18 protein-coding genes are annotated in these 23,734 nt (G+C 46.6%); 6 read left to right on the top strand and 12 right to left on the bottom strand.

The features are described 5' to 3' along the window. Positions 1-7 precede the first annotated feature (7 nt). Both AC0LWT_RS35545 and AC0LWT_RS35540 read right to left on the bottom strand, forming a co-directional pair. Positions 8-1,759: a sensor histidine kinase gene (locus AC0LWT_RS35545; protein WP_474686577.1), complete on the bottom strand. Its 1,752-nt coding sequence runs from the start codon at positions 1,757-1,759 to the stop codon at positions 8-10. 36 nt (positions 1,760-1,795) lie between these two features. Continuing rightward, positions 1,796-3,451, bottom strand: coding sequence for a response regulator transcription factor (locus AC0LWT_RS35540; protein WP_474686521.1), 1,656 nt, complete (start codon positions 3,449-3,451; stop codon positions 1,796-1,798). A gap of 260 nt (positions 3,452-3,711) precedes the next feature. Here AC0LWT_RS35540 and brnQ point away from each other — a divergent pair, with 260 nt between their 5' ends. After that, positions 3,712-5,022: a branched-chain amino acid transport system II carrier protein gene (brnQ, locus tag AC0LWT_RS35535; RefSeq protein WP_474686576.1), complete on the top strand. Its 1,311-nt coding sequence runs from the start codon at positions 3,712-3,714 to the stop codon at positions 5,020-5,022. A gap of 19 nt (positions 5,023-5,041) precedes the next feature. On the opposite strand, the gene bluB is transcribed toward brnQ, so the two are convergent. Further along, the gene (gene bluB, locus AC0LWT_RS35530) at positions 5,042-5,695 is read right to left on the bottom strand and encodes a 5,6-dimethylbenzimidazole synthase (RefSeq protein WP_474686519.1); all 654 of its coding nucleotides are present in this window, start codon (positions 5,693-5,695) and stop codon (positions 5,042-5,044) included. A 40-nt stretch (positions 5,696-5,735) separates the two neighbouring features. Next, positions 5,736-5,864: a hypothetical protein gene (locus AC0LWT_RS35525; protein ID WP_474686517.1), complete on the bottom strand. Its 129-nt coding sequence runs from the start codon at positions 5,862-5,864 to the stop codon at positions 5,736-5,738. Positions 5,865-5,942: 78 nt separating this feature from the next. On the opposite strand from AC0LWT_RS35525, the gene AC0LWT_RS35520 reads away from it, so the two are divergent. The 3 genes from AC0LWT_RS35520 to AC0LWT_RS35510 are packed head-to-tail and all read left to right on the top strand — an operon-like array spanning position 5,943 to position 9,363. Next, positions 5,943-6,899 (top strand): AAA family ATPase, encoded by a 957-nt coding sequence (locus tag AC0LWT_RS35520; RefSeq protein ID WP_474686515.1) that lies wholly within the window; start codon positions 5,943-5,945, stop codon positions 6,897-6,899. Positions 6,900-6,902: 3 nt separating this feature from the next. Beyond that, positions 6,903-8,036, top strand: coding sequence for a DUF58 domain-containing protein (locus AC0LWT_RS35515; protein WP_474686513.1), 1,134 nt, complete (start codon positions 6,903-6,905; stop codon positions 8,034-8,036). Further along, entirely contained in the window at positions 8,023-9,363 is a 1,341-nt protein-coding gene (locus AC0LWT_RS35510) for a DUF4129 domain-containing protein (RefSeq protein ID WP_474686511.1), read from the top strand. Before AC0LWT_RS35515 ends, AC0LWT_RS35510 begins: the two co-directional genes overlap by 14 nt. 867 nt (positions 9,364-10,230) lie before the next feature. Here the strand turns inward: AC0LWT_RS35510 and AC0LWT_RS35505 are convergent. The 4 genes from AC0LWT_RS35505 to AC0LWT_RS35490 form a co-directional block, all read right to left on the bottom strand. Continuing rightward, positions 10,231-10,668: an HAD domain-containing protein gene (locus tag AC0LWT_RS35505; protein ID WP_474686575.1), complete on the bottom strand. Its 438-nt coding sequence runs from the start codon at positions 10,666-10,668 to the stop codon at positions 10,231-10,233. A gap of 187 nt (positions 10,669-10,855) precedes the next feature. After that, positions 10,856-11,023, bottom strand: coding sequence for a hypothetical protein (locus AC0LWT_RS35500; RefSeq protein ID WP_474686509.1), 168 nt, complete (start codon positions 11,021-11,023; stop codon positions 10,856-10,858). Between the two features lie 285 nt (positions 11,024-11,308). Next, positions 11,309-11,791 carry a pentapeptide repeat-containing protein gene (locus tag AC0LWT_RS35495; protein ID WP_474686507.1) on the bottom strand — a complete coding sequence of 161 codons (483 nt, stop codon included), beginning with the start codon at positions 11,789-11,791 and terminating at the stop codon, positions 11,309-11,311. 276 nt (positions 11,792-12,067) lie between these two features. After that, on the bottom strand, positions 12,068-12,604 hold the full coding sequence (locus AC0LWT_RS35490; RefSeq protein WP_474686505.1) for a hypothetical protein: 537 nt from the start codon (positions 12,602-12,604) through the stop codon (positions 12,068-12,070). A gap of 358 nt (positions 12,605-12,962) precedes the next feature. Here AC0LWT_RS35490 and AC0LWT_RS35485 point away from each other — a divergent pair, with 358 nt between their 5' ends. Beyond that, positions 12,963-13,895, top strand: a complete 933-nt coding sequence (locus AC0LWT_RS35485; RefSeq protein ID WP_474686503.1) for a hypothetical protein — start codon at positions 12,963-12,965, stop codon at positions 13,893-13,895. Between the two features lie 242 nt (positions 13,896-14,137). Then, entirely contained in the window at positions 14,138-14,818 is a 681-nt protein-coding gene (locus AC0LWT_RS35480) for a hypothetical protein (RefSeq protein ID WP_474686501.1), read from the top strand. A gap of 189 nt (positions 14,819-15,007) precedes the next feature. Here AC0LWT_RS35480 and AC0LWT_RS35475 read toward each other — a convergent pair whose 3' ends face one another. The 4 genes from AC0LWT_RS35475 to AC0LWT_RS35460 all read right to left on the bottom strand — a co-directional run. Then, positions 15,008-15,772: a hypothetical protein gene (locus AC0LWT_RS35475; RefSeq protein WP_474686499.1), complete on the bottom strand. Its 765-nt coding sequence runs from the start codon at positions 15,770-15,772 to the stop codon at positions 15,008-15,010. A gap of 625 nt (positions 15,773-16,397) precedes the next feature. Then, positions 16,398-16,928 carry an imm11 family protein gene (locus AC0LWT_RS35470; protein ID WP_474686497.1) on the bottom strand — a complete coding sequence of 177 codons (531 nt, stop codon included), beginning with the start codon at positions 16,926-16,928 and terminating at the stop codon, positions 16,398-16,400. A gap of 26 nt (positions 16,929-16,954) precedes the next feature. Next, positions 16,955-22,246 (bottom strand): RHS repeat-associated core domain-containing protein, encoded by a 5,292-nt coding sequence (locus AC0LWT_RS35465; protein WP_474686495.1) that lies wholly within the window; start codon positions 22,244-22,246, stop codon positions 16,955-16,957. Positions 22,247-22,258: 12 nt separating this feature from the next. Then, a partial coding sequence (locus AC0LWT_RS35460) for a glycoside hydrolase family 78 protein (protein ID WP_474686493.1) occupies positions 22,259-23,734 on the bottom strand: 1,476 nt, incomplete at its 5' end.

The raw sequence follows: 23,734 nt of genomic DNA, 5'->3' as shown, positions 1-23,734 counted from the left end.
GAGCCCCCTATTCATCTTCCAGCACCATCGGAATCCATATATTCACCGTCGTCCCCTCTTCCAGCTCGCTCTCCACCGTAATGCCGTAGTCCGGGCCAAAATAGAGCTTGATCCGCTCGTGCACATTGCGCAGGCCGACGCCGGAACCTTGATCGCTTTTCGCATGCCCGCTCAAAATATACTTGAGCTTCGCCTCGGGAATGCCGACTCCGTTATCGCGAATTCTGAACCAAACTTTACCGTCCTCCAGACGTACCGATATATCGATAAAACCCTCGTCCGCCATATACTCGATGCCGTGATAGAGCGCATTTTCCACAATCGGCTGCAAAATCAGCTTCAGCGTCTTGTAAGGCAGCGCCTCCTCCTGAACCTCGATGCTGTAGTCGAATTTGTCCTTGTAGCGCATCTTCTGGATGATCAAATAGTTGCGGACATGCTCGATTTCCTCCTGCACCGTAATGATCGCCTTCCCTCTGCTCAGGCTGATGCGAAAAAACTTGGAGAGCGACGTAATCGTCGTCACCACCTCCTCGTTCTTGCCGCTGCCGACCATCCGCACGACCGAGTTCAGCGTATTGTACAAAAAGTGCGGATTGATCTGCGACTGCAGCACATCCAACTCGTTCTTCCGCTTCGCCTCCTGCTCGCGGATGCTTTGGTCCATCAGCTCCCGGACCCGGCTGACCATCAGATTGAAGCGGCGCGACAGGTGCTCGACCTCAGCGGCGCCCCGGACGTGAATATACGTGTCGAAATCGCCTTTCTCCACCATCTCCATCGATCTCCGGAGCCGTTTGATCGGCTGTGTAATGCGCGCGGACATGAAAGCGGAAATGAGCAGCACGAACACCATCACGATGAGCAGCAGCCAAATCATGAACGTGCTGATCTCCTTGCGCGTCGTGATGATTTCATCCAGATAGGATACCCCGATAATTTTCCAGCCGATATTGTTCACGGTCCTGACGACGTTAAGCCGCTTCTCCCCGTCCGCTTCGTCCATATATTTGCCGTAAGAAAATTTCAGCGCCTGCTCGACATTCTCGTATTTCAAACCGATATAAATCAGCTGCTGCTGAGGATGATACACGATGCTTCCCGCGGATTCGTCGATGATGTAAACGTAACCTTTTTTGCCCAGGCTTACCGTACGGAACACATCGTCGAGCGTCTTGAAGTTCACATCGACCAGCAGCACGGCGTCGGTCATTTGCCCGTTCCTGCTGATCTTCACCCCTTTGCTCATGGAAACCACCCATTTATACGGCCCTTTAAAAAGGTTCTGAATATGCGGCAGCGAAAAAGTCAAATGGTTCGGATTCTCCAAAGCCGACCTGAACCAGCCCTGCTCGGTCAGCCGCGTATTGCTGCGCATGTCCGTCCCGCGAATTCCGGTCACGAGTTGACCGTCGGCCGCGAACAAATCGATGGAGACAATGTCCGCCCGCGTGCTCGCAATCGTATTCAGCGCGTCAAGCAGCTTGTCCGAAGGGATGCCCCGGCTTTGGGCGATTTTATCATCGACGACCTCGAACGTATCGGCCATGCCCTTAATGTAATTTTCCAGATTAAGCTGAACCTGCTCGATAATTTGCTGCGTGTTCAGAAAAGCGTTCTCCTCCGCAGTCTTCGAAAATTTGTTGTACAGCACCAAAGAAACGGTCAGCATCACCAGCACCGTCATACAAATAAAAGACAATGTAATCGTAAACTGGATGCTCCTGACCCTCATGGTGTCAAGCAGTACGGTATACATTGCCTTCAAGAAAAATTGCATTCGTTTGATCAAAAATTAACCCCCTCTGGAACTGTTTCTATACTCTTTCGGGGAAACGCCCACATGCTTGCGGAAGCTGAAGCTGAAATAGTTCGCATCGGCATAGCCGACCTTCTCCGCGATTTCCAGCGCCTTCATATCGGTCGTCCGCAGCAGTTCCTTCGCGGCTTCCATGCGGATATGGTTCAAGTAATGGACAAAAGTCATCTTCGTTTCTTTCTTGAAAATGCTGCTGAAATAACCCGCGCTGATATGCAAATAGCCGCACACCTTTTGGATCGAAATATCCCCTTCGTGATAATGATTCTTCGTGTATTCCTTGGCTTTGTCCACGAGATGCCTGTAGGTGTACTGGCGGTCATTCGCGATATGGCTCATCATGCCGGAGCACAGCTCGACAAGCCAATGCTTGGCCTCTTCCAGCGAAGTGAATTTGTTGATTTCCGTAAACGGCACAAAATTTCCCCCGAACACCTCGTCGACGTCAAGATTCGAATCTTTCGCCGCTTTCAAAATGCACGTCAAAATTTCCAGCAAATAGATCTGGTAATCTTTCACCGAAAATCCGGCTTCCACACCGTGAAAAAGCTCGTCGATCGTCTCCTTGATCTCCCGGCTCGTCCCGACTTTGATGCAGCGGATCAACGCATGTTCTTTGAGATCGTCAAAACGCATCTTCTCCACGTTCCGCGCCTCCACATCGTCGATTGAGATGATGCGGTTGGTGCCGAGAATAATTCTGTAATCGAGCGCCTGCACGGCATCCTTATAAGAATAGCTCAATTTGGCGGCATCGTTCATTACCGTGCCGACTCCGGACGTTACCGAGAACTTCAGGTACTTTTCCACGTTCTGGCGAATTTCATCCAGCACTTTCAAAGTTTGCTGCAGCGCGGCGGCGCGGTCCGCCGTCCGGTGGACGGCCAGTACGGTCACCTGGTCGTTATGCATGAACACGAGGCCAAGCCCCCGCTTCGCGGCAATTTCTTCCGATATGTTCAGCAGCGCAAAATATTTCAGCGCCTGGTCCTCGGAATATTGCAGCGATACCGATTTCGCAAGCTCGTCGCGGTCCACGGCATCGTCTTCGCCGATCGGCGCCCCGTCGATGCTGACGACGGCCGCGACGAAGCTGCCGCCCTCTAGGCTGACGCCGTAAGTGCTCGCCTTCTCGTAGATTTCGCCGCGCGGCAGCTTGCGGCTCATTAGCGAGGCCAGGAAGTTTTCCCTGAGCACCGGCATGCTTTTGCGGTAGTGCTCTTTGAGCAGCTGCACGTCCTCGCGGTGCGCCACCTCCTCCTGAATTTGCCCTTTCACCTTCAGCAGCGTGCCAACCAGCTCCTGCGCGGAAAAAGGCTTCAACACATATTCGTCGATATGGAGCTTGACCGCTTTTTGAGCGTATTCAAACTCGTCGTGCCCGGTCAAAATAATGATTTTGATCGTCGGAAACCGCTCCCGGACAATCTCCGCAAACTGCAACCCGTTCATAAAGGGCATCTGTATATCCGTCACAACGACGTCCGGCTGCAGACGCTCGACCATTTCCAGCGCCTCGCGCCCGTTCTCCGCTTTGTCGACGACCTCAAAACCGATGGACGCCCAATCCACTTCCCGGACAACGCCCTCTCTGACATCCTCTTCATCGTCCGCCAAAATCAATTTGTACATGATCGTCGTCCTCCCAAAAGCTTTCGCGGGAAAGCCCGCTTCCCAAGCATAAAGACCTAGGCCTTTCTCACCATCATTGTACTCACTGACCTGCGAATTCACAACATCTTCCATGTTTGAATCCACAAGATGCATCCGGCTGCAATGTGGTATATACTGTTCAACAGTATAGACAGAAGTCCCGCCTCAAAGTTATGACTAATTAAGGGACAAGCAGGAGGATTAGCAGCGTGTCACAAAAAATTCCATTTTCTTTCGTCATGATCATTGGATTAATGTTATTTGCCTTGTTTTTCGGAGCAGGCAATTTAATTTTTCCACCTATGCTTGGCCAATTATCCGGAAAGTATGTTTGGATTGCCAACACAGGCTTTTTAGTTACCGGGGTCGGATTGCCCTTGCTGGCTGTCACAGCATTTGTTTATTCAGGCAAAGACAACTTGCAGTCTTTAGCCAGTCGTGTACACCCGTTATTCGGCATCGTTTTCACAACGATTCTTTACCTTGCGATCGGCCCTTTTTTTGCCATTCCCAGAGCCGGCAATGTATCGTTCGAGATTGGGGTCAAACCTTTTTTATCAGGTCAGGCAACTACCATTCCTTTGGCTATCTTCACCATCCTGTTTTTTACGGTGGCATGTTTGTTATCGCTGAATCCTTTAAAAATTGTCCATGTAGTCGGGAAAATCTTAACCCCTATTAAATTGACTTTTATCGGAATTATCGTAGTAACGGCAATTATTCATCCAATCGGCGCCCTTCAAGCGCCTGTTCAAGAGTACGCATCCAACGTATTTTATAAAGGGTTCCAGGAAGGTTATTTAACGCTGGACGCCCTTGTGTCATTCGTGTTCGGGATCATCATTGTAAATGCGATTAAAGAAAAAGGAGCCGCCTCCAAAAAACAAATTTTAGCTACTTGCGTAAAAGCAACGGTTATTGCGGGTTTGCTTTTAATCCTTATCTATACCGCACTTTCCTACATGGGGGCCTCCAGTGTTGAAAAATTGGGACATTTAAGTAACGGAGCTGAAATTTTGGCAAAAGTTTCGAGCTATTACTTTGGTTCTTATGGTGCAGTTTTGTTAGGATTAATGATTACAGTGGCATGTTTGACTACATGTGTAGGATTGATCACTGCATGCTCTTCCTTTTTCCATGCATTGTTTCCGAAGGTCTCTTACAAAAAATTGGCTGTTATTTTGTCCGTTTTCAGCACATTAGTCGCCAATATCGGATTAACGGAATTAATTAAGATTTCAGTCCCTGTTCTAATGACCCTGTATCCGATTGCGATCTCATTAATATTCCTAACGTTCCTGCATCAAATATTCAACGGCAAGCCGGAAGTATATCAAGGTACCTTGCTATTCACCTTTATCATTAGTTTATTTGACGGTCTGAGTGCTGCCGGAGCACGAGTCGAAGTCATGAATCATTACTTCACTCAGTATCTTCCTATGTACAATGTAGGTTTAGGCTGGATGCTTCCGGCATGTATAGGCGGTATAAGCGGGTACATTGTCAGTGTATTGCGGCAAAAATACAGCCTGGCTTCTCGTGCGGAATAGCGCACTTAAGCGGCTTATTTTATTTGAAAGCATGAGGGGTTCCCCATGTATCTTTATAGATCAAGTCGGTTAACTCCCTTCTGTTTTCCCAATTTGCCGTTTCCAGAATAGGCTTATCCGGATAATTGTCCGTATAACCGATTGAAATTAAAGCAACCGGGTCGATGTGATAAGGGATGTTCAATATATCCCGGATATCGTTCTTTTTATAAAAGCTGACCCATCCCATAGCCAAGCCTTCCACGCAAGCGGCCAGCCACATATTTTGAATGGCGCACGCTGTGGACATGATATCCGTTTCCGGAATGGAATTGCGGCCGAGCACGTGGGAGCCGCCCCGCGTAGGATCGCACGTCACGCAAATTGTCAGCGGCGCTTGTTTGATGCCCTCGATTTTCAGGCTCAGGAATTGGTCTTGCCGTTCGCCTTCGTAGTGGATGGCCAAGGCCCTTCTCTCTTTATCCGCCGCCCAAGCCAACCGTTCCTTCATGCTGTCGGAGGTAACCATAATAAAATTCCAAGGCTGCATAAAACCTACGGAAGGACCGTGATGAGCCGCATTCAGGATCTTCAGAATGACTTCGTCGGGAATACTATGGGTTAAAAAAGTCCGTACATCCCGCCGTGTGTAAATCGCTTTATATAGCGCCTGCTTCTCAAGTTCGGAAAACATGGACATTCCTCCAATATAAAAGTTCAGTTACATTTCATGATCAAACTTGCGGCTCATCAGCGAGGCCAGAAAGTCTTCCCTGAGCACCGGCAATCCCACCATCATTGTACTCACTGGCCTGCGAATTCACAACTTCCCCCATGATTTCATCCAACTTTTTCTGGAACATCTCCCGTACTCTTTTGCCTGATTTTGTGCGAAACTAGAAACTGGAATGATTTTCTTTATACAGAGGTGACTGTCACTCATGGATATCGGAACAATCGGGCGCACGGCCGCACGGATCAAGGAAAACATCGGCAAAGTCATCGTCGGAAAAGAGGACACGATCGAGCTCATGCTGATCGCCCTCATCTCTTCAGGGCATATTTTGCTGGAGGATGTCCCCGGCACCGGGAAAACGCAGCTGGCTAAAGCGATGGCGCGTTCTCTCGACTGCACGTTCAAAAGAATTCAGTTTACGCCGGATCTGCTCCCCTCCGATGTAAGCGGCATCAACTTCTACAATCAAAAGCTCGGCGAGTTCGAATTCCGCCCGGGCCCGCTGTTCGCCCATATCGTGCTGGCCGATGAGATCAACCGGGCTACGCCGAGAACGCAGTCCAGCCTGCTGGAATGCATGGAGGAGCGGCAGGTAAGCATCGACGGCGAAACGCGGGCGCTGGAAGCTCCGTTCCTCGTTATCGCTACGCAAAACCCTGTCGAGAACCAGGGGACGTTCCCGCTTCCCGAGGCGCAGCTCGACCGCTTCCTGATGAAAATATCGCTGGGCTATCCTTCCCTGGACGAGCAGCTGCGCATTTTGAAGCTGTATCAGCAGCACGATCCGCTGGAACAGCTGTCGCCCGTCGTCAGCCGCGCGGAGCTTGCGGAAGCCCAACGTTCCTTCGCGCAGGTGCGGATAAGCGACGAACTGCTGCAGTACATGGTGCAGCTCGCCGAGCAAACCCGCTCGCACCCGGACGTGGCGCTCGGCGTCAGCCCGCGGGGCGTCCGCGCTATGTTCAAGTCCGCACAGGCGTTCGCCATGCTTCGCGGGCGCGACTACGTGCTGCCGGACGATATCAAAATGCTGGCCGAACCGGTATGGTCGCACCGCATTTTGCTCAAAGCCAGAACCCGCCAGCAGGACAACCCGGCTGCGGAAATTTTGCGCAAAATTATGGCGCAAACGCCGGTGCCGACGGAAGTCAAGCTGGGGTAGCCGATGGGGATCAGCTGGATCATCGTCATCGCCGCCGCCCTTTGCCTTTTGCAGCACCGTTTGTTCAGCCGTTTCGGCTTTGCCGGGCTGCGCGTGGAACGAACGTTCAACAAGACCCATTGCCATGTAGGCGATGAAGTCGAAATGATCGAGACAATCGTCAACCGCAAGCCGCTCCCCGTGCCATGGCTCCGGCTGGAATCGATGATCCATGCGGGGCTGCATTTTGGCAAGCAGACGAACTTCGCGGTCAGCAGCGGCGCGATTTTTCAAAATCACCGCAGCCTGTTCAGCATGATGCCGTACACGAAAATCGTCCGCCGTCACCATATTCGCTGCGCCCGGCGCGGCTGGTACAAGCTGGAATCCGCCGCTATATCCGTCGGCGACATCATGGGCCTTGAAGCTGCGGCGAAGACGCAAAAAATATACCTGGAGCTGCTCGTATATCCGCAGCTTCTTGATTACCGCGACATCCCGCTCCCCTCCAGCAGGTGGCAGGGTGACGTGATCGTCAAAAGATGGATCATCCAGGATCCGTTCCTGTCCTCCGGCGTCCGCGAATACCGCTACGGCGATACGATGAGCAGCATCCACTGGAAAGCGACGGCGCGAAGCGGCCGGCTTCAGGTGTACAACCGCGAGTTCACGGCCGACCCGCGTCTTTTGATCATCGTCAACACGCAGATTACAGAGACGATGTGGGACGCCGTAACTGATCCCGAGCTGGTGGAAAAAGGCATTTCCTACGCCGCCACCCTCGCCCGGCATTCCGCTCTTCAGGGAATTCCCGTCGGCTTCGGCTGCAACAGCTACACGCCGGATCAGCCGGGAACGCCCGTCTTTATAGCTCCGGAAGGCGGCGCCTCGCAGCTGGAGTACGTGTACGAGACGATGGCGAAGCTTGCCGTCGCCTGCTGCCGGGCTTTTCACGACTTCTTGGAGAACGGAGTCGGACTCGAATTGGGCGGGACGGCGACGGATGTCGTGCTGATCACCCCCTTCGTCTCCGACAAAGTCGCGGAACAGATCGGCATGCTGGAAGCGGCGGGACACAGCGTCTTTGTTGTGCCTCTGGAACATGGCATCATCGATTCGGACGCGGAGGAGGTGGCCGGCGATCATGCAGCAAGCTAAACGAATTGGGGCCGGACTCGGTATGGCTGTTCTCCTCGGCGCGGTCGAATTGACCGTCTTTTTTCCGGCCGTGCTGCTCCTGCAAGTCTATATCGCCGGCACGCCGCTTGCCGCAACGCTGCTGATGCTCGTCGCCTTCTACGCGGCCGGCTGGGCGGGAGGCATGACGAAACTATTATCGCGGCGCATTTACGAATATATGTTCTGTGTGGCGGCGGGCTGTTCCATCGCCGTTGCCATGCAAGGCACAGGCTGGCACGGCTGGGCTTGCTCTGCTGCCGGGCTGCTGCTCGCCTACCGGGGCAGCCAATTGCCAAAAACGGCATGGAGCCGGTTGTTCCCATACGGCGCCTTTCTTAGCGGATTCATCGTCTACTTTATCGGCGTGCCGTTGATGAGCCGTTTTCCATTAACGGAACCCTATACAGGCTGGGCGAACGGAACGGGGTTTGTCTCGCTCGTCATTTTTCTGTTTTACATCAACCGTTCCCAACTCCTGCGGGCGACGCTCGCCGGCTCCGATCAAGCCCAGTCGGCGCTTTCGGGCTCCGTGCGGCGCCTGAACCGGATATGGCTTATTTTGCTCATCGCGGCTATCGTGGGGATCGCTTATTTTCAGCAGGTGGGGCATGCTTTGCTCGGCGCTGCGCGGGCTTTCCTCGGCTGGCTGCTTCGCTTGATACCAGGTGATACGACGCCGCAGCCCCTCCCCGCCGAAGAGCGGCAGCTGCCGCAGCTCCCTCCGGCTCCGCCCGCAAGCGAGCCGACATGGCTGGACACGCTGATGCACTACGTGCAGCTTATCGGCGGCTATATCATCATCGCGGCCGTTATCGGGCTCGCGCTGTATCTCATCGCGAGCAGACTCGTGCCCGCAGCAGTACGCTTGATCCGCAGGCTGCTGGGGCGGAGCCTTTTCGACAAAGCGGCGGGCGCCGCGGACGGATACACCGACGAGAAAGAAAGCCTGTTCGAGTGGAAAGAAATTTCGCGGCAGTGGTGGAACGGCGTGACCGGCCGCTTGCACCGCGACAGGCGCGACGGCCCGAAATGGGCGCAGCTGCAAAGCAACCGGGAACGGGTGCGGTACTTGTACGCCCTGCTCATCCGCGAAGCCGCGAGCCAAGGGTACCCGTTCGACAAGGCGCTGACGCCGAACGAGACCGGATCGGAACTACGGCAGAGAAATACACTGCCCGAGCAAGCGGTCCGCGCGGTAACCGAAGCGTACAACCGGGTCCGCTACGGGGAAAACGACGTTTCCGACGAAGAAATCGGCGAGGTGCTCCGCGCCGCCGAGTCCGTGACGCGGAAGGGGTTGAAGTGAGGGCGAGGACGTAGAGGTTGGCGAAACGTAAGCTTCGACTTTTCAAAATTAGGAACACAAACCAATAAATACACAATATCTAGCAAACTATGATATAATTCTAGCATGATAACGGACGGTGGAAAAAATGACCACGGCGCAGCCCCTCTGCAAAGGAGGTGATCGCCCTGGTCACACTTGTGACGCTGCTTGATATCCTGAAATGGACAGCTACTTTGCTAAGCCTGTGGTTTAGTTCCCGGAAGCTTTTCAAATGGATAAAGAGAAAGTATAACAAGCGAAAAAACCACCGTAATTAGGTTGGCCCCTGATCGGTGGTTTTTCGCTTAGGTTGTAAACTATGCGCGCCGTGGGTGTCCACAGCTTCGTTGTCTGGCCGTTTAAGTGTTAGCGCACTTAAACGGCCTTTTTTAGTATTAACAAAAATGATCTAATAAAACATTACCATATCCTTTAGCGGATAGCAATGGATGATGTTTGTCTTACATTTAAATAACTTTTCCAATGATAGTCACATTGTGTCATGAAAATTAGTTTATTTTCGCAGCAGTTCGATTTTTTGTAACTGTATAGAGTAAGTTTTGATATTGAAGTATTGGTGCATCGCCGTGAAAAATATGTTAGCGGAGTCTAATAACTTCTCTAAAAAAAACGAGCTTTCCACTGTGAAGTACTTGTTCGGATTATTTATGGCATCGGTCAGGTCAGTAATCTTAGCAAACGGCCGTAGTAAATATGTTTGTATTACCATCAATATCTTACACTCCATTTTTGCATAAAATTGTTTAGCTCTACCGCTGTTCAATCCTAATGTACATTGTATCAACCTAATTCTTTCCCATATTATGTAAGTAAAATGTTTAATTATTATGTGATAAGTTGTTTCACAATTTCATCTTTAATTCCTGAAGTCACTCCACTTCTAAAATCTGTTTCAATTAAGAATTCTTCCAATTCTCCCATTTCCTCTTCATCATCTAAAATAACAAATTTCTGCACTTCCAATTCCGTACCTGCTGCATTTAATAAGTATTCCTGTATCTCTCTTCCACGAATCACACCTTCCATTATTGGCGTCATTCCTATAACTCTATGAATTCCATTTATTTCAAAAATGGATTTTAGTTGTTTTAAATCTCTCCCCTCTCTCCAGGAGGAGGTTACGACGATATTGGCTCCTGTAATATCTAAAACTTCTTTTAAGTTAGCGACACATTCAGGATCAAATTCATGCCCAAAATATTTTTTGCTTTGGATTAAATGCCCCGAAGTTACCATAACACCATCAATATCTAAAAAAATCACCTTCAATGCATCAACCCCACTTACTTATTGTAATAATGAATATCGCAAGACAGCTTTCTATCTTGGGATATGTTAATGGATGTAACAATGATTTCCGGATGTTAATTAACATTACTCATTCCTGCAAAATCATACGTATCAAATGGCGATTTAGCAGCAATGATTTGGACACTTTCGGGAATTAATCTTACAAAATAGCTTTCAATTCCCCGTCGCTCTCAATGTCCTCTTGGACAATATTTTTCAACGGTTTGACCAAATAGTGCTTGCCTTCAATATCTACAATTGTATCCTCATTGTCGTCAATCCACGCCTTAATCAATTCTTCATGATTCCCCTCAAGCTTTTTCAGCATTTTGGGAGTTCCCCCTTAAATGGTTCTTATGAATTATTTTATCACCCTGTATTCAGTTTCGAAACAGGCACGATATATGCCGTCCTATTCTTAATCATTTATATACGATATTGATCAACTTTCGCTTCATACAAACGATGGCCTGTCTTTGATAAGTCTATTGAAAGAACGACTCATACTAACCGATTCATCTGTACTTGAAATATGTTATCGATGCCGCGGCGGACAAAAAGAAGCCCCAAGGGAGTTGTTAGCTCGATTGGGGAGAGAGTTATATTATTTGAATCAGCTTATTCTAACAGCACCGAAAAGTTCAGGGGTAAACCCATGAGGCCAAATTGTTTTTTCGTCGTACTCAGCGCCTGTTAATATTGACTCATTTAACCTTGTGCAATTCATATTTGTTCCAAGAAGTTTAGCATAAGAAAAATCGCACTGCCTTACATCTGCACCAGCTAAGTTTGCCTCTGTTAGATCAGCATAATTTAAATTAGCCGCATTAAGCTTACAATTTTCGAGATTCGCATCTTGTAGTAGCGCAGACCTCATTACTGATACCATGAGCAACGAATTGGATAAATTCGCTTCAACGAGTACCGTCTCATCCATCTCAGCACCACGCAAATTAGCATGTTCCAAATTAGCTCGTGTCATATTAAGTTTGTTAAGAATCGCCCTATGCAATTCTGCGTTACTAAGATTAATGCCTTCGAACGAGTCTGCATTAATAATAATCGGATCATTCGCATGGCTTTTAATGATGATCACAGGTTTTCCTCCTAATTAGTCGCAAGGCGATGTTTAAGGCGAATTTAAAAACCGAAGTAGTTGTTTAACTTGTTTTGAATCTCTACATCATCCACGGCTTCATAATTAATGGGTGTTTCCTTTAACTGGACGAAATAGCCATCGCTCAGTTTCTCTAAGTTAGTCAACTACTCCAAACGAACCTCTTTATTCTCGCTGACCCAAAACACTTGAAATGATAACGTTTCTTTGAGCCACTTAATCCGGGGAAGCAAGTTTATGTACGTTGTAAAACCTTCAGGCAGAGCTATTCCAAGCTGTACGTTTGGGTTGGCGCCATGGGTAAAGAATCAGGTCGAAAACAGCTCCTGAGAACCAGTGCCGCGCCTGTACGTTGGAGCTTTTTTCGGGGTAGCCTTTCACACTGACCCAAAGCTCCGTTCCCTCAGGGGAAGCAGCGATAATATCGACACCAGATGTGCGGGATGCGGTACTCGCTACGCTACGAATGTCATAATTATTATGAACAAGATAGGTTACAACAGCGCTTTGAATACTGCCTTCCCAATACCAGGGCTTGTCTTGGACTGCGCTTATGGTTTTAGTATCTTGCAAACCTGTATTCGACGGTGCTTCCAGTAATCTGCTTGTCTTTTTAATCTTGCGGCAGTGATTGCATTTCCCATAATGGCGATGAATCCTATTTTCTGAAGCAAATGCGCTGCAAATCGCATAAACAGCTTGTCTTGGCTTAACACCTGAGGACAAGGATAGGCAGTCATCACATAATTCAACATGGATCAAGGCCGTCAATACGCGATCTCTATTTGTCATTTACAGTTCTCCAACATATAATCGTTTTGACTATTAATTCTATGTAATCAGTGGTTCTCCTTTCTTCTTTGAACAATTTAATGTAACCGGGTGTTGATTGACAAGGGGCTTGTAAAAGTGAGTGGTAAAGCTCAACTTGAATCCCTTGCTGCCGCGGCAGCTCCTTTTGCATTTTTCGCTGATAGACCCGTTACGGAGAACCTTATCATAAGTGACGGCGAAAAATAGGAGTGAGTGGAAAAGTTTGTCTCGCCATATATTCGCCCTGTTCATAACGGACTAACTTAATGATAATTGAGCCTATAGATGCTACGTACTGGTTTAGCCATTCGGTAATTTTATTCGAAGGAGGAGTAGTGTGAGAAAGAATGTATATAATCTTGAATTCGAATCTTATGTAACTGAGCTTAACATTCATGGTTATAGGTTTTACAGGGTTGAGAATTATGCTGATAAGGTTGTTCATTTGCATCACTTGATTCGATCATTTTCAGAGGTTTCGACCCAACCTAACTGTGGATCTCATCAAATAACCGGATTCGTTGATATTCCAGAAAATGAGGATGTACCTGTATTTGATTGGGGCTTTAAAGGTACAGCCCTTGACGATATTCTATTGCTTTTATCCATGTTTACATTGAGAGATGTATTTGTAGTTGAGGAGACTCTAACAGAGGGTGATATGGCAATCACAGCTGACCCAAGACAATATCAATGGGGAGGCATTTTAAGATGTTCCTTACCTTATGTTGAGAGCGCAGAGAACGTTTCTAAGTACAGACCGTTTAAATATAATTGTGGATTTGAACAAGGTATTTGCAATATATATTCGCTCATTCGTACTGAAGAATGGCGACGCAAATATAATAACGGTTACTTTCTTTTGTTATTGAAAAATGCCATGAAGAGGCAGATTTTGGAGTCCAGTTTTATTCAATGCTGGACTATTTGGGAACACTTATTCTCAGTACTGAACAGAAGCTGGTTATCAAAAGAGCAGATTATAAAAATAAGCTCTGATGAGAAAATCGCGTTTATATTAACGGAATATGCGCTGAAGATGGAAATAAGTGAAACAGATCGAAAGAAGATAAAAGCGTTATCTCAAATCAGAAACCGTTTAGTCCACTATGGACGGTTTCCCGAAAAAGACTCAGTTACGTTAGATGCTCAACTATTTATTAGACTGACTGAATTTGTAATATCAAAAATACTTCAATTAACACCTTCGAATGTGCTTAATACATTAGAAAGGCTTGAGGAGTATTTCAATACTGGAACAAGCACTTAATAAAAAGTCCTACGGCCGCATGACCTATCCGCACCAACTGATGCACTTGCTCTGCTGACATAGATGTCCATCATTTTCCAATAGTGTGGTATGATGAAAATAGATAATTGGTTTTGTGGACAAGGTTATAACGGAGATATTCATCAAGTTCGTGAATAAGACGTTATCTGCAATTCCTACACTCTGACATGTGTGAGTAACAACAATGAAGTAATAAGTACACCATATAGGAGAGTGAAATCATGGAATTCAAATACACAATAACAGATAGTCAGTATACGGTAATGGATGATATGGATAATAGATATAAAGTATATCAAATCAATGACAGTAACCTGGGTGAACTGCGAGGAATGTTTAATAGTTATTTGTCACTGCTCGCTAATGAATATGATCTTACATATGCCAGACAATATATAGATCAGATGTTTTTCTCTGAGGGTACTACCTTAATTGATGGCGCATTAATAAATAGTTCAATACAAATACTGATTAAGTGCTTTACGAATCCCGCAGGAAAGGGACGTTCTCAACTAGATGCACAAAAAGTATTTGAAAAATTCGCACAAAGTACTGGTAAAGCAAATTATATGAAACAATATAATGATTTTTATAACATACGAAGACGTTCTCTTGCTCATGATGAGTATGATTATAAAGACAATATGGTTGGTCTCACAGTGGATACTCATAATCAAAAACCTGTAGAAATTGCATACATAAAATCACGCAGAAGGTTTTTGTATAAGCAAAATGCAGATATCTTAAGAGAAATGATATCAATCACGCTTGAATATATTGCTGGCCAAAAACATGAAATGGAAAAAAGACTGATTGATCATTATAGTCAAAAACCCATTTCTGAGATTTTACAGTATGGAATACTTGATTGTAATGGCGTTGAATTATCTAATTCATGGTAAGTTTTTATCAATTGAAAGGTAGAAGCTTGATCTGAAAGAAGTTTCGAAGATGGCAGGAACAGCATTAACACAATGTTCACGCATCGGGCCATACGGCCCTTGGTCTGAAGCGATAAACCCGTACAGCTTACACACGCTCCACCAAGCCAAAACAGAGGAGAACGTCCATCACAGGCGTTCTCCTTTTCGTCACGCATGATCTTCCATTGCCTCTCTTGCTACCTGCTGCGCATATGCTTCGCCAAGGCCGATTGATTCGTAATACTCGCGAGTCACCGTTTCCATGAGTTCAATCACAGCATCGTGCTGTTCCTTTGGTACAAACCGCAGAATCGCCGCTGTAATGGCCTGTTCACGTGCCGCTTCTCTGAGCTTGATTTCCTCAAGGCCATAATGCGTATAGCCCCCAGTCGATCCATTAGACAGCTTGTGCTTCATCTCCATAGCCTTGATAGCCGTCACAGGGCTGATCACTTCCATCATGCCTAGCGTCTTGAAGCCTTTTTGAATGATCTCGTCCAGCAGCTCCATATCGTGCCTGATACGCTTGGCACTGTCTTGGTCTGCAAATTCCTTCTCCAGCGCGGCCTTAACTTTGGCACGTTCTTCAGCGCGGTTCTCTTTATACTGTGCGCCGCCCTTTACTCCTGCCTTCTTCTTCGCAGCGTCCTCCAGCGCCTTCTTCAGTGAATCCACATCGTTCTTCGGCTGTAGAAGCTCGTTTGTGAGATTGTTCACCACAGACTCCTTACGCTGCTTCATGTAAGTGTACATCGTCGGTAGGCTGATTGGGAACTTGTTACTGTTACACCACGCCACCAAGTCCTTCGCAGGTGTCTCATCATCGATCATCTTGTCCAGAAGTGGTTTGTTATTCCATTTCGCGAGTGCCGCTACCTTGCCGGGCGTGGACTTGTTCCCGCTCTTACTTTTTCTGTCCTTATGGTTTGCCATCCCATTCACCCCACGTTAGTAAAGCTATATACTACTAAAAATACGCCGATGGCCCAAAACCTTTACAAATAAGGTAAACGGGCTTTAACAGCGTATGCCCCCTGAAGGCAGTGAATGATGAGTTGCTTTCTATGTGCGGTTCCCATAAAAAGAAAGCTCACCCTGATGGTTCTTAAGGTGAGCATTACCTTTATCCATACTGAGCAGACAAACCAACGGAGTAAATTGCGTTATGGTAGCGTTTCCATCTATTCAGATGGCGATTTCGTTCTCCCGCTTCCGTGCTCAAATAGATCAAGGTATTTCCGCTTTCTGGACTCAGCCTGTTCTAATTGGCTTTTAATGTGTTCTAGCTCCGCTTGGAGCGGTAATGTTCGGGTTGCGAGTCGGTGGTTAATTTTGTCCACAATGGCCTTTAGAATGCGGTCTTTGGACAGTACCCGCGTTAACCGATTCATTACTTCTTCTTCGGCTGCTTGCTTCCGAATGCTATTGTACTAAGACATATTTTTTGATAATTCGCCGCACATACATCCTGAGCACTTAATTGCTGTGTTTAACGATGCCGCGGCAGGCAAAAAGAAACCTTGCGAGGGTTAGTCGCAAGGTGGTTTGAGTTGATACATTAATCTGTACTCCAAACTTCCTTAAATAAAATGCCTTTAAGATTGCTGGCTAAAACAACATTCCTAAACTCATCAGAAACAAATACCGGGTTTTCTGGCATCTCAGCAATTTTAAAGATATGTTGTCCGCTAACTGTATTAGCAATAAACTCATATCTTTTAAATTTCATAATCCTTCCGCTTTTAAATCTAATAACTTCTGACTTTTCGATATCAATGCAGTTCAATAAATTAACCACATTAACGATATAATACTTTTCTCTTTCAAATTTTATTGGTAATACCTCAACAAAGTTGTTAATTAATGAGCCGAGCAGTTCAACTGCTTTTTCGCTAAACACTGGTGCACCCGCGAAATATGGCAAATCACTTCTAAGTCTAGGAGGCTCGTCGAATAATTTTAGTTCGATTGGTGTCCATTCTTGTATCAACGATCTACCATCGAACTTGTCTACGACTGACCAATCACCGTCAGCTACTTGAAAACCTTCGTAATTGTCTGCATCGTAATCTAGCTTCCAAATTTTCATTTTAACACCATCATTCCATAAAATTTTTAGTTTTTTATTGGAAAAGTTCCATCAGTTAATTCATTTCTTATCTGATCAAGAATTTCAACCACATCATCTTTTGATGTAGCTCTTCTCAATAGCTCATCAACATTTGTGTAGTAATCGTTTGTATGAATTTTCCTGTGGTTCAGTTCAATATAACCATCAGAAGTAGGTAAAAATACACCATTTTCAGCGGAATCAACGTCAACCTTATATTTATCCAAGACACTTTTTGCAAATTTTGCCCTGCCATCATTCGCCGCCACAATATGATGTGCTGCATTGGAATACGTCGGCTCACTAAAGCCTGCGTTAACAAGATTCTTTCTCAGCAATGCCGAATTACTACTTGCTAAGATGTATGCTCCTTCTTGCTCCACCGGTTGCTCTACAACAGTTGGTGCATTTTCATCAAGAAGATGCTGAAAAACACTCATCTCGCGCTCATCAGCTATCCATTGCCTTGTTGATTCACTTGGAGGCAATAAAGTCTTAGGATCAATATATGGATCGTTATCTAAGATGTAAGGGTCGCTATGGCTATAATAATATGCTGCTGGGTCTAGGGTACCTGCCGAACCTGATCCTAAACCAGCCATTCCAGCTGCACCTGCCGCTCCGCTAATCGCAGAACCTAATGATGATGACATGCTGCAAACCACACAATGGCCTGATGGATCCCAGCGGGTCAATGGATTATTCTGCACATAAGTATACAAGTTGAGAGTTAACGGGTTATCAATCTGCCCCTCAAACGTGTCCTCATTCACAAACCGCCCCATCGACGGATCATACCAACGGGCCCTTAGATACTGCAAGCTCGTCGTATCATCGAACAGCTCGCCGCTGTATTTGAACGGCTGTGGTGTATTTTCCGTTTGGTTGACGATGTTGCCCCAGATGTCGTAGGAGTAGGAGTTCAGTTTTGTCATACCTGTGTTGTCCATCAGGTTTACGACGTCGCCGTGGCCATTTTGTACGTAGTAGGCTTTGCCTTTGGCGTCTTCGCGGGCTACTAGGCCGTTGCCGCGGATATAGCGTGCTTTTAACGTCGCTGAACCATTACCATAAGCAAAATAATCAACATTGACTCCATAATTCGTTGCTAATGAATTTTTTGTCCCTTTTGCTATGACTTTTATCGTATGAGTTCCATTGCTCAAAAGACTATTGGAATAAACAATAGATTGAAAATTACGGTTTGCGCTATAAGTATCTCCATTGGAAACGACCGTAGACCCATCCAAAACTATGTCGTACATTCCTCCACCTGGACCTATGCGCAACGCAACAGAAATTGAAGTTCCAGTAAAAGTGAGCTGAGCTGTATCATTCGCTGTTATGGTTGCTTTTGCAGTACCGGCGTAATCTCCCGACATACTTGTATCAAACCAACTACCTGAATACTGTATGGAGGACGATGTATTGTCTACAACTTGCATGTTTACGTTCGCTTCTGCTATAACCTGAGAACCGTTGTTGTAGTAACGAGTCGTCTGTCCGTTTTCGGTGCGTTCCCATAATAATCCATCACCGTTATATTTGTATGATACATTACCACCACTCGTTAGTGCTACGTTAGTAAGACGATTACGCTTGTCGTATGTTTTCAACGAATCTTGACTATCGAAAGGATTGTTCGATGTCATGCTCGTGCGGTTGCCGCGGTTATCATAACCGAACGTTTCACCGAACTGGGATGACGAAGCAATGCGGTTAAGCTGGTCATAGGTAAACGCGAATGATGAGCCATTTTCCGTCTTGGCAAGCTGATTGCCGTTGTTGTCGTAGGTGTAGCTAAACGTATTCAGCGGCGACCCGTCGGATTTCTTTTCAGTCAGCGTACTCAGGCTGAGTCCATCGTAGGTGAAGTCGGAGCTGACGCCATTCCCCTGCGTGATATTTTTCAAAAGATTATTGCTGTAATAGTCGTACTGAGCATCCCGATCGCCCGGTGTCGGACCCACCGTCTTCAGCCGGTTCCGCGAATCGTATCCGTAGTATACGTTGGAACCGAATGGATCGTTTAGATTCGATAAGTTTCCCTGAGCATCATACCCATATTTTAACATTCTGCCGTCCGGATAGGTAGTTTTATTTAGCGTACCCAGCGTCGGATCGTAGTCGTAGCTTGTAGTTCCGGTAACATCCGTCATACTTGTACGACGACCGGCCAAATCGTATCCATACGAAACAGATTCGCCGAGTACTGGCTGCCCCTGGGCGTCCAGAGCATCGGATTGGCGCAAAAAGTTCCGGTTATCGAATGTGTTTTTAAACCTCGTGCCGTTGCGGTCCAGAGTACCGATTTGATTGCCGCCAGCATCGTAGTACATTTTTTCGATTTTGCCGGTAGCATCCGTCGTTTGAATGAGGCGGCCGATTTCATCGTATTTTTTCGCTTTTGTTTTTCCGTCCGGATAGGTGATTAGCTGCAGACTGCCCAGCGGATTCCACTGGTAAGATGTCACTTCGTTTTTGGCATTTTTCACGCTGGTTAAACGGTTCATGACATCGTATTGGAAGTACGTACTGTTCGCCGGCGTCAAACCGTCCGTAAGCTGCCGCACGTTTCCTGCGTTATCCAGCACCATCGTGGCTAAAACGTTGGTTTTGGCAGCGCCATTAACCGTCTTGGTTTCTTCCTTCTTGGTAGTGCGTCCCAGGATGTCCAGGTACTCTTTCACACTGTAACCGAGGGCATCGGTTGCCGTTTTGGTGTTGGCAATGTCGTCGTATTTGGCGGTTGAAATGGAACCATCCGGCGCTGTTACCGTAGCTTGACGGCTCCATTGATCGTAGCCATAAAATGTTCGGTTGCCTCGCGCATCCTGGCTCCAATCCATTCTCCCGTTTTTATCGTAATGGAACGTTGCTTTGATAAGCTGATCGTTAATGCCTGCCGCAATTTTCAGGCCGATCGGGTTCCATTTCACATACGATTGAATCCCGGTTTCATCGGTTATCCGGATAAAATTATTTAAATCGTCGTATTGCAGCGAAACTGTGCTGCCATCCGGATGCGTGGCCAATGTTACCCGCCCCAGAGCATCGTATTGATACGAAGTCTGATTCCCTTTGCCATCCGTATACTTGGTCAGTTTCCCTGTATTCGGGTCGTATCCATATTGCCGGACGATGGTCGATACGTTATTATCCGCATCGCGTACCGTCGTTGTCGTCTGGGTCGGATATGCGCCGCGGTAAGCCGGCGAGTATTGAATTTGAGTTATCGTATCGTTAGAGGTGCCGTTCTTCACGCGAATTTGCCCGACATTTCCGGTCGAAGCATCGAAATTCTCGTTATATATCTCGGTCAGCAAAGGGCCGGACGGACTGCCGTCATACACTTTTTGCGAAATAATTGTTGCCGGATGCGCGGCGTCCCGAGTCAATAACGTATATTGCGTTTGACCGGTGTAGATCGGCTTGGATGTGCTCACGAGCAGATGATTCGCGTCGTAGCCGTGAGTCGTAACGACTCCTGCCGGATCGGTTGACTGCGTTACGTTGCCGTAATCGTCGTATACGCTCGACGCCTGCACAACAAATGTTGAAGCCGCTCCTTGCTGCGATTTGGTTACTTTCGTAATATTCGGAACAGGCAGCCTGCGGGTTTCGTCGTAGGTGTAGTCGGTCGAATTCGTATACGAGGTACCGCCCTGATCTTTCGCAACAGCCGTTACATTCGTGTTGTAAAATACGTCCGGCGTATCAACGTCGATGTAATGCTTTTTGTTCGAAAAAGTAGTTTGGGATAACCCGTCATCGATAGTTGTTGTGAAGTTCGGGATATCCGCATTGTCCGTGCTGCCCATGTCGCCAATATAGGATATATCTTTGCGATTATATGATTGGGATGAGCCATCGGAAAAGAACACCTGATCTTCCCGCGATTTGACGCGATAGAATTGGTTGACGCCGTGAAGTACCCCTACCGCACCATCAGCACTCGTCGTTTTGATCTGCATATACCGTGATACAGGAGAGCTCTCATACTCGTAAACGGTTTTGGCTCCCGTTGGATGGGTAACCCCGGTTAACAATGCGTATGAATTATCCATAAGAGGAGTAGTACTAGCTAAACTATACTTAATCGGCTTAATGCCGTAATCGTAGGTCGTCACCCTTCCCATTGGATCGGTAACAGATGCAAGAATTTTTTTGTCATTTTGCCAGAAGAATTTATATGTGATCGTTTGATTGCCTTTGGTTAGCAAGATTTTACTCTCTGCCTCATTATAAGCAATGGAAATCGTATTACCCACACTATCTGTAACACTGGTTAAGCGGCGGGCTCCATCGCTTTCATAGAAAAATTGAATGTAATTGTTATAAGAGTCCGATATTTGAATGAGTTGTCCATAAGTTGAAAAATATTGATTAATTCCATTAATAGATTTTAATTTCCAAAAAGAATATAGACCGCCTACAGAAATCGTCATCGGATCCCTAGTCAAAGTAAGATCCTTCCATGGGTAGCCAACTATATTATTTTTATCATCTATTTTGTAAGTGCCAGAACCTCCTAAATGAAGATAATTTCTTGCATATTTTCCACTTTCAATAGTGGTTTCAATGGATGAGACATTCCAGCTCCAACCTTTTCCAATCGGGAATAATTTTTCGTTATATGGTATCTCACGCAACTCTACTTTACTTGATATAGCCATACTTGATAATACAGAATCGGCAGAATCGTATGTTCTTGTTAATGTGAACGATAATCCATTACGGCCAGGAAGAGTGAACTCCTTATTGCTAGTTGAAAGCCCACCCGACAAAGTTGATACGTTTTCCTGATTTAATCCGACCGAGAACGGCGCATCGTCAGGTTTCAGGTTTACATACGAATAATCTGGAACAGGCGGGGGAGTAGTATCCGCAGCTTGTACAGCTAGCGCTTCTTTTGTGCCGGCGCCTATAGTCTCCGCCTCATTGAGAACGATACTTTCTGCCTTTGCCGAGTTATTGATGATATGCGGTCTTATTCGTTCAAGAGCTTCTTCCACATTTCCTTTATTTTCGCCGCTTTGGTAGGCTTGTTCGATTTCCTCCAACGTATATCCCAGATTCAACAGGTTTTGGATTTCCTGATCCGTTACCGAGTAGGCTTCCTCCAGCCTCTGTTTCATTTGGTCCGAGCTTGCAGACGCCGTTGGCATCAAAGCTTCATCTTGCCGTTCTTTTTCCGCTGCATATGTCGAAGGGCTTAACTGATAGAAGGGTAAGCTGTTCAATATACATAAGCCCATCAAGACCAGTAACAGGATTCGGTGCATAATTTTCTTCAACGGTGACACCCCCTAATTACTGCTCGTTTGCTTGCCGGTTATATTTCCGTTAGCATCAAACTGGTAGTTCGTATTGTAATTAAGTGTAAACTTGCTGACTTTAAACGAGTATGGGCTCGTGGTGCTGTAGTCTCCGTTTGCCCCCACAATCTTCACGTAGTATGTCGCTCCTGCAGTAACTTGATATATGGCGTTTTCCGCGATTCCTGCTCCACTCGCTACCCCGGCAGCTACAATATTCATATTGGAATCATAAATATATACATCATAGTTTTTATCCGTTGGCGGCGTTAAAACCATGCGATCGATCCCGGTTGTCGGGGCGACATACTTATAGAAATCGACATCAGCAGCTGAGTTTATAGACGAGGTATATGCCGTATTATAATTGATCGCAAAAGCTTGAGCCTTCGTATCATTCGGTTCATAGGCGTTTGGAATAACTAGCCCTGTGCGTTGCGCCGCGACGGACCATTCCATACCATCATTGACCGTAACTTTAAAGCTCCATGTACCGTCAGGTATGGCCGCAGTCGTATGAGTTAGAGCCGAACCGCTCACGATACCTGAATCGTATCCGACTGTAGCCCAGTTATCTTTAGAGCCCTGTACCCGATAGCTGGTTTGAGCTTGACCGTCAGCATCAGCATATGTCCACGTAAATGTTAGCACGTTATCATTCACTTGTTGACCGTTTGCGTACGAAGTAAGCGTTGCAATAGGTAATGTATTCGGCTTTACGTAATAAAGCGGCGAGTACGATGAAGCTCCGCCTTTGTTATCTTTGACGGCCACTCTCCAGCCATATGTCGTGCCTCTGGTTAGTATGTTGGATGGAACCGTATAGGACGTTGCTGAAGACGTTACCCAGCCGGAATCGCTAAGTAAAGTCGTGCCAGCAGCATTGTAGATTTGAACGTCATAAGCGGATTGTATATCGCCGGCGTCGGGATCTGAGAACGTCCAATTCAATAAGGGCGTCATTCCGAAAACAAGCGTTGGAGTCGACGCTGTAGTATTTCCCGGGATAAGGCTACTTGGTACATTGGGGACGTTATCTACTATTATTGTGCCTGTGTATGTGGCACTGGCTGTTCCCCAGAGTCCATCGTTTGCTGTTACTACAATGTTGCTGTAAGAGCCGGCAGGAATGTTATCTGTTACGACGTTCCATTGTAGTGTCCATGGTTGGGAGGTTGATGTGTTAGATATGGTTGTTGATTTGGTTACACCAGCGATTGTTGCGCTGATGGTGACGTTGTCGTTGTCGTAATCACTTACAGTCCCGAATAGCATGATTACATTTTGCTGATTATTACTTTTATAAACTGTTTGAGTATCAACATTAATTGTATTAAATGCAGGATTTACGTTTAGGTAAGCTACATAATATTCCGGGTATCCTCCTTTGTTTTGATTATAGCTAATAGACTTTGCATTTTGTAAATTTGGCCATGCTCCCGTAACATCAACTGTTCGAGAGACATT

The sequence above is a fragment of the Paenibacillus sp. sgz302164 genome (assembly GCF_056120505.1).
The sequence above is the reverse complement of the archived record's forward strand: the minus strand, read 5'-3'. Positions and strand labels throughout refer to the sequence as shown.